The following is a 7,609-nucleotide window of genomic DNA, read 5'->3' on the forward strand; positions in this document are numbered from 1 at the left end:
CGTCCAGCGAGGTGCGCCCGGCCCAGATGCGCTCGCAGCTGTCGCACACGCCGCAGGGCTCGCCCTCGTCCGTGCGGTCGGGGCAGTTGAGCGCCATGGCCAGCACGCGCGCCAGCGTGGTCTTGCCCACGCCGCGCGGGCCGCAGAACAGGTAGGCGTGCGCCACGCGGTCGCGCTGCACGGCCGAGCGAAGCGTCTCTGAAACGTGCTCCTGCGTCGCCACTTCGCTGAACTGGCGCGGGCGGTATCTGCGTGCGAGTGCGGTGCGGGACACGGAACTGCCGGGGAACGCGGGGGATCGGCTGCGACGACGACGAATATAGCCGCGTGCCCCCCTCCCCTCAACGGCGGCGACGCTGGGATGCGGAACGTGGCGGCTCGCGTCGGAGGCCGCAGTTCCGGAACTTGGTTGATGCCGCTCGAGAGGACGACGGCGAAGCGGCGAAGAAGCTTGACTGCGCTACAAATGCGCCCTAGCGTCCGACTTTGAGTGAGGACCTTGGGCCAACTGTTTATGTAATCAGCGTGAAACCGGTGAAGACGAGCCATCGTCGACGAGCGGCCGCCTAGGGATCTTCGTCCCACTGTACGCCATGCTGGCCGTCTGGACGATGGATACACCGCCCGGGCTGGCGATGCTCATCGCTGTGGGCGGAGGTATCGGAATGATCAGCACTGGTACCGTTGCGGGCCGCCTGCGGTCACGCCAGAACCGCTGATCGTCTGGTCGTGGCGGCTTGCGATGGATACGCGAGCCGCCACCGCTCAGGTCACGGCCGGCTCCTTCGCGGGCCGCTTCTTCCGCGGCCGGCCGCCCTTGCGTCCGTTCGCCCGGGCGGCCGCCGCCTTCCGCTCGCTGGTGGATGACCCGCCCCTGCTGGCGAACGCCTTGAGCATCGCGTCGCCCAGGATTTCTACGATGATCCCGGCCACGGCAATCCCCACATCGAGTTCCTCCCAGACCAATGCCTCTCCGAAGGGTTCGACCTCGACCTTGGCCAACTCCTCAGGGGTGTGCCCGGCAAGCTCGGAGAACATCGAGGGAGGGAACGCGAAGGCACTCCCCAGCTTCAGCTCTACCACGATCCGTCCCGTGGCCGGATCGTAATGCGCCGACTTGGCTTGCGGCTCCGTAAGCTCCGCGATGCGGGTCGCTTCGTCGGCCGCCGGCAGCATCGCGAAAATCTCTTCGTCAGTCAGGCTTGGGTAATCCATGGATCGCTCTCCACGCAGAGATGAGTTCGTCCTTGTGCCTCTCTACGAGCCGCAACGCAGCCGCGACTTCCCGATCCGGCATCCGCTGCCGTGCGGTCACCATGGCGGGTAAACGGCGCGTGGGCAGCAGAATTTTCACCGCTCCGCCACCATGGTAAACGTGCACGTGAGGCAGGCCGTGATCTCTCGTCCAGATCCAGATGCGCCAGCTCCCTTCGCGGATGATGACGGGCATGAGTATACCTATCGGCTTGGGTTTTGGTCAAGGCAGAGGAGCCAGGCACGAGCGCGCGTGAGGCGCCGCGCGGCTCAGTACATCCGCCACGCGTCCTCCACGTGCTCGATCACGGGCTGGCCGCCGGCCGGGAGCAGGATGGCGACGGCATCGAAGCGGTACACGTCGCGAGGCCGGCCGAACTCCTTAATCCACGCGGCGGCGACGGTCTGGATTTCTTTGCGTTTTTTTCGGGTGATGGCTTCCAGGGGATGGCCGTAACCCATTCCCCCGCGGGTCTTTACCTCCACAAACGCGACGACCTCGCCGCGGCGCGCGACGAGGTCTATCTCTCGGTGTCCTAATCTGTAATTGCGGTGGAGTATCACCCACCCCCGGTCCGCCAGGTGGCGGGCCGCCAACTGTTCCCCCCGGTCGCCCAGCGTCTTGTTGCCGCCGGGCGGGCGTGGGGGGCGGCCGTTACCCGGCGGCCCCGGCACCCTGCCCGGCCGCCACCGGCGGCACCATCCGCGTGCCGATTGCCGTTGCGATCACGGCAATCTGCTCCATCAATTCGCCGAACTGGTCGGGATACAGCGACTGCGCACCGTCGCTCATGGCGCGCTCCGGGTCCGGGTGCACCTCGATCATCAGCCCGTCGGCCCCGGCGGCGACGGCGGCGCGCGCCATGGGGATCACCTTGGCGCGCAGCCCCGTGCCGTGGCTGGGGTCGGCGATGATGGGCAGGTGCGAAAGCGACTTGACCACCGGGATGGCGGTGAGATCCAGCAGGTTGCGGGTGTGCGTGTCGAAGCTGCGCACGCCCCGCTCGCACAGGATGACGTTGGGGTTGCCCTCGGCCAGGATGTACTCGGCCGAAAGCAGCAGGTCCTTCACCGTGGCCGCCATCCCTCGCTTCAGCAGCACCGGCTTGCCCGCCCGCCCGGCGCGGCGCAGCAGCGAAAAGTTCTGCATGTTGCGCGCGCCGATCTGCACGATGTCGGCGTACTGGGCCACCAGGTCCAGGCTTTCGGAGTCGATGGCCTCCGTGACGATCGCGAGCCCCGTCTCTTCCCGCGCGCGGGCCAGCAGCTTCAGGCCGGCTTCCCCCATCCCCTGGAACGAGTAGGGCGAAGTGCGCGGCTTGAACGCGCCGCCGCGAAGGATGGTGGCGCCGTGGTCGCGAAGCCGGTGCGCGATGCCGATGATCTGCGCCTCGCCCTCCACCGAGCAGGGCCCCGCCATCACCGACACCTCGCCCGCGCCAATCTGCGTGCCGTTGTCGAGCGTGACCACGGTGGCCTCGTCCCTCCACTCGCGCGACACCTGCTTGTACGGCTGCGAGACGTGGATGATCTCCAGCACGCCGCTCTGCGCCTCGATGCGGTCGGCGTTCACCTTGCCGTCGTTGCCCACCAGGCCAATGGCGGTGCGCTGCTTTCCGGGCATGGGCCGGGCCTCGTAGCCCATCTCGCGTATCGTGGCGACGACGGATTCGATGTCCTGCTCCGTCGCGTCGTGCCTCATGACGACCAGCATGGGTCCAGATCCAGGAGGGGGAAAGAATTTTGGATGCTCGAATCTAACCGAGCCACCGGTCCCGCGTCCATGGATCAGGGGTGCTTCGGGCTAAACTCGCCAGTAAAGGTGTCGGGAAAGAGATGTGCGTGCGACTCGTGGGGCGGCGGTGGCCGCGAGAGGTGGAGCGTGTGTGGAGATGAGGTCGGTCTGTTCAGTGGCGCGTAAGGTGGGGGTCAGGCCACTCGCTCGCCGTACGGCCAGGCGCCTTCCAACTCCACGCCCACCACGGTGGAGACGCCGGGCTCTTCCATCGTCACGCCGTAGATCCAGTCCGCGGCTTCCATGGTACGCGGGTTGTGGGTGATGACGATGAACTGCGTCTGCTCCTTGAAGTCGTTGAGCAGCTGGATGAAGCGGCCCACGTTGCTCTCGTCCAGCGGCGCGTCGACTTCGTCGAAGAGGCAGAAGGGCGAGGGCTTCACCAGGTAGATGGCGAAGAGCAGCGACAGCGCCGTCAGCGTGCGCTCGCCGCCGGAGAGCAGGTGGATTCGCTGCGTCTTCTTGCCCCGGGGGGAGGCGTGGATCTCGATGGGCGACTCCAGCGGGTCGTCGGGGTCCGCCAGCCACACGTCGCACTCGCCGCCCTGGAACAGCGACTGGAAGGTGCGGTGGAAGTTCTGGCGCACGGTGTCGAAGGTGGCCATGAAGACCTCCTTCGCCGTTTTGTTGATCTGGCGGATGGCGGACGAAAGGTCGTCGCGCGCCTTGGCCAGGTCGGCCTGCTGCTCCAGCAGGAACTTCAGGCGGCGGTCCTCTTCCTCGTGCTCCTGCACCGCCAGCATGTTGATGGGCCCCAGCGCGTCCACCGCCTGCGCCACCTCGCGCACCTCGGCACGCCACGCGTCCGGCTCTCCGTCCTCCACCGGGCCGGCCTGCGTGACCAGCGTGTCCCACGGGCGGCCCCACTCCACCTCCACGCGCTCGCGCGCCCGCACCAGTCGGCTCTCCTGGTCTGCGCGCTCCAGTTCCAGCCGGTGCCGCTCCTCGCCGGATTTGGTTTCGCGCCGCCGGGCCGCGCGCGCCCGCTCGTCCGCGCCGGCGATCTCCGCCTCCAGCTCGCTCAAGCGCGTGTCGAGGCCGGCCAGGAGGGAGGCCTCGCGATCGCGGTCGCGGAAGAGGCCTTCCACCTCGCCGCCCGCGCGGTCCCGGATGCCGGAGAGCCCTTCCAGCGACCGACGCAGCTCCGTCGCCTCCGCCTCCAGCGTTCGCCCGCGCCCCCGTGCGCCCTCCGCTCCGCGCACGGCGTCCGCGAGGGCGCGGTCCAGCTCCCGCAGCTCCCCCTCCGCCCGCGCGACGGCGACACGGAGTTCGGCTTCCTCGTCCCGCGCGGCTTCCCAGGTGGAGTCCAGCTCGGAAAGGGCGGCGGTGGCGCGATGGGTCTCGCCAGCGGCCTCGTTGGCCTGACGCTGCAATTCCGCGAGCCGCGTGTCGAGCGCGGCGATGCGCTCGGCCGCCTCTGTGGACTGGCGGCGCGCGTTCGACATCGACACGCCCACCTCTTCGCGCTCCCGCCGCAACCGGGTCTGGCGGTGTCCGTGCGCGGCGGCCTCCGCATCCAGCTGCCGCAGCTCGCTTTCCGTGCGCCGGACGAACTCCTCGGCCTCGCGGGCGTGCTCCTCGGCGATGGCGGCCTGTTCGGCGACCGCGGCGCGGTCGGCGGCGAGCCGATCGTGGCCGACGCGCGCGTCCTCCACCTCGTTGCGCAGCCGCGCCAGTGCCTCGCGCCGCGCCAGGATCCCCTCGCCGGAGACCGGCTGGCCCAGGCGGATGACCCCGCGTGCATCCACCGTATCGCCCAGCGCATCCACCCGCGCGCCAGCGCCGTAGGAGTCCAGCGGGTCTTCGCCGGGGACGACGACCAGGCCCTGGAGAAAGGTGTCGGCCCAGGCCGCGGCGGCGCCGTGGCCGGACACACCCAGCCCCACCGCGGCCCTCGCCTCGCGCACCGCCTCGCCGACTCCCGGCGCGTCCAGGGGAAGGACGATGAGCGTGCCCCCGCCGTCCCACTCGTCGCGGAACCAGCGGCGCACCCGGCGGGCGGCGGGCAGGTCGGCGACGACCAGCGCCTGGAGCAGCGTGCCCAGGAAAGACTCCACCGCGGTGGCCGTCGCCGCGTCGGCGGTGGTGGCCCGGACGAAGTCGGCGAGCGGGGCAAGGACGCCGGGAAAGCGGTCGCGCTGCCCCATGATCGCCGACACCGCGGGGGAAAAGCCCTCGTAGCTGCGTTCCAGCGCCTCGCGCGCGGCCACTTGGGCGCTCAGCCGAGACAGCCGGTCGTCCGCCGCGCGAAGCTGGTCGCGAACGGCGCCCTCGCGGCCGCGGAGCACCCGGATTTCCTCCCGCGCCCGCTCGGCGGCGTCGATGGCCGCATTCAGCCGGTCGCGGAGCGCGTCGCCCTGGCCGGACCACAGCTCCGTCTGCTCATCGAGCGCCGAAAGCTCCACCCCCAGCTGCGCCTCCTGCCCGGCGAGCCGGGTGAGGAGCTCGGCCGACTCGTGCTGCCGACGCTCGGCCGCCGCACGTTCGCCCTCGGCCGCGGCGATCTCACGCGCCAGGTCCCGCGCACGCGCCGCGGCGGCATCGCTGGCGCGCCGGTGCGAGGCCAGCGTGGCACGCAGGGCCTCGTTCTCTTCCAGCCGCGCCTCCAGCCGCTCGCGCAGCCCCTCCAGCCGGGTGGAAGCCACGCCGCGGTCGCCCTCCAGCCTCGCCGCGTCCGCCGCCCCTCGCTCCGCCCGTTCGGCCAGCTCACCCCGCTCGCGCACCAGCTGGGCGATGCGCATCTCCGCGTGCGACCGCCGCTCGTCCGCCAGCAGGATCTCGCGCTCGCGCGTGTCCAGGCGCTTGCGGACGTCTTCCAGCCGCGCGGCGACCTCGGTCCGCTGGCGCGAAACCGCCGCCGCCTCAAGCCTGCGCTCGCCGACGATAGCCTCGGCCGTCACCCGCTCCGTTTCCGCCTCCCTCGCCACCTGCTCCAGCGCCGCCCGCCGCCGCTCGCCCTCCGCAAGGGCCGCGGCGAGCGCGCTGGTCTCCGCCTGCGCGAGCGCCATCTCCAGGTCCAGCCGGCGGGCCAGCAGCTCGGCGTGGCGCTGGGCCTTGCGGCGCTGCCGGGCCAGCGCGCGCACCTTGGACTCCACCTCAACCACGAGGTCGTTCAGGCGCGCGAGGTCTACCTCCGCCGCCTCGAGCCGGCGCTGCGCGGCCTTGCGGCGGTCCTTGTACTTGCCGATCCCCGCAGCCTCCTCGAAGAGCGCGCGCCGCTCGTCGGGGCGCTCGCTGAGGATGGCGTCGATCATCCCGCCCTCGATGATCGAATAGGCGTTGGCGCCCAGCCCGGTGTCGCGCAGCAGGTCGTGGATGTCGCGCAGGCGGCAGCCCTGGCGGTTCAGCGAGTACTCGCTCCCCCCCTCGCGAAACACCTTGCGGGCGATCTCGATCTCGCTGCGGGGAACGGGGACGCTGCCGTCCTCATTGCTGAAGACGAGCGATACCTCGGCGTAGTTCAGGGGACGGCGTCGGGTGCTGCCCTGGAAGATCACCTCTTCCATCTTGGCGGAGCGCAGGGCGCCCGCGCGGGTTTCGCCCAGCACCCAGCGCACGGCATCGGCCGTGTTGGACTTGCCGCAGCCGTTGGAGCCCACGATGGCGGTCACGCCGTCGCGAAGCTCGATGGTGGTCTTGTCGGGGAAGGACTTGAAGCCGTGGAGACGGAGGGAGCGAAGCTTCATTTCGGGGAGGCGGGGGGGCGGCCCGTGCGTTCCACCATCCTGGCGGGGATCCGGGCGCTTTCCAGCTTGGATTTCATCGGTGCCGCGCTGGCACTGTCGCGGTAGGCACCGGCGTACACCTTCCACCGCTCCGTGCCGTCGGAGTAGGGAACCGGTGTCACGTAGACGGGAATCTCGCGGTTGGCCAGCTCCTCGGCACGCGCGGTGGCGTCCTGGGTCGTGGCGAACTCGCCCACCTCGTACGCCAGCGGGCGAGACTGGATCAGGTCGTACCGGCCGCCGACCTCGTCCTCGTCCACCAGCCCCGCGGCCAGCAGGCGGTCGCGAAGCGCCAGGACGGCCGTGGTGTCGGCGGCCATTCCCGCCATCACCCGCCACCAGACCACGCCGTCCTTGGGCTCGGGAAAGACGAAGAACCGCGCCTCGGAAAACTTGCCAGATGCCTGGGCCGCGAAGGCCGACGCCTCCTTGAAGCTCTGGTAGTTGGCGACGTAGACGGAGTAGGGCAGCGCGGCCCCCTGCGGCTGAGGCGGCCCGCGCTGCGCGGTGGGCGCCGCCGCGGCCTGCTTGGGCGCGGGGGCGGGGGCCTCCTCGGTGGCTGCGGGGGCCAGGAAGGGAATGGCGATGCCCAGCCGCGGCGCCAGCACCACGGCGAGCGCCGCCAGCAGAACGATCAGCAGCAGCACCAGCAGCACCGGCGAAACGCGCTTCTTCTTCGGGGCCTCGGGCTCGCGCCAGTCCGCCTCGGGCGCGGGGATGCCGGCGGGAGGCGCGTAGGCCGCCTCCGCGGCGGTCGGCAGGATGCCCGTGGCTTCGAACGTGGGCGCCGGAGGCGTGTAGCTGCCGGGCGGCGCGTTCCACGGCGCCACCGGCT

General features: G+C 70.8%; 7 protein-coding genes. All 7 read right to left on the reverse strand.

Going from position 1 to position 7,609, the window contains the following annotated elements; all coding sequences use genetic code 11:
* On the reverse strand, positions 1-274 hold a 274-nt coding region (locus VIB55_RS17805), incomplete at its 3' end, for an AAA family ATPase (RefSeq protein ID WP_331878013.1).
* Between the two features lie 491 nt (positions 275-765).
* The gene (locus tag VIB55_RS17810; protein WP_331878014.1) at positions 766-1,215 is read right to left on the reverse strand and encodes a DUF2442 domain-containing protein; all 450 of its coding nucleotides are present in this window, start codon (positions 1,213-1,215) and stop codon (positions 766-768) included.
* Positions 1,193-1,450 (reverse strand): DUF4160 domain-containing protein, encoded by a 258-nt coding sequence (locus VIB55_RS17815; RefSeq protein ID WP_331878015.1) that lies wholly within the window; start codon positions 1,448-1,450, stop codon positions 1,193-1,195. Before VIB55_RS17815 ends, VIB55_RS17810 begins: the two co-directional genes overlap by 23 nt.
* Positions 1,451-1,524: 74 nt before the next feature.
* Positions 1,525-1,929, reverse strand: coding sequence for a YraN family protein (locus tag VIB55_RS17820; RefSeq protein WP_331878016.1), 405 nt, complete (start codon positions 1,927-1,929; stop codon positions 1,525-1,527).
* Positions 1,910-2,968, reverse strand: coding sequence for a 3-deoxy-7-phosphoheptulonate synthase (gene aroF, locus VIB55_RS17825; RefSeq protein WP_331878017.1), 1,059 nt, complete (start codon positions 2,966-2,968; stop codon positions 1,910-1,912). The genes VIB55_RS17820 and aroF overlap by 20 nt, the downstream gene beginning before the upstream one ends.
* Before the next feature lie 215 nt (positions 2,969-3,183).
* On the reverse strand, positions 3,184-6,735 hold the full coding sequence (gene smc / locus VIB55_RS17830) for a chromosome segregation protein SMC (RefSeq protein WP_331878018.1): 3,552 nt from the start codon (positions 6,733-6,735) through the stop codon (positions 3,184-3,186).
* On the reverse strand, positions 6,732-7,609 hold an 878-nt coding region (locus VIB55_RS17835), incomplete at its 5' end, for an SPOR domain-containing protein (protein ID WP_331878019.1). The genes smc and VIB55_RS17835, both read right to left, overlap by 4 nt.

The sequence above is a fragment of the Longimicrobium sp. genome (genome assembly GCF_036554565.1).
Lineage (GTDB): Bacteria > Gemmatimonadota > Gemmatimonadetes > Longimicrobiales > Longimicrobiaceae > Longimicrobium.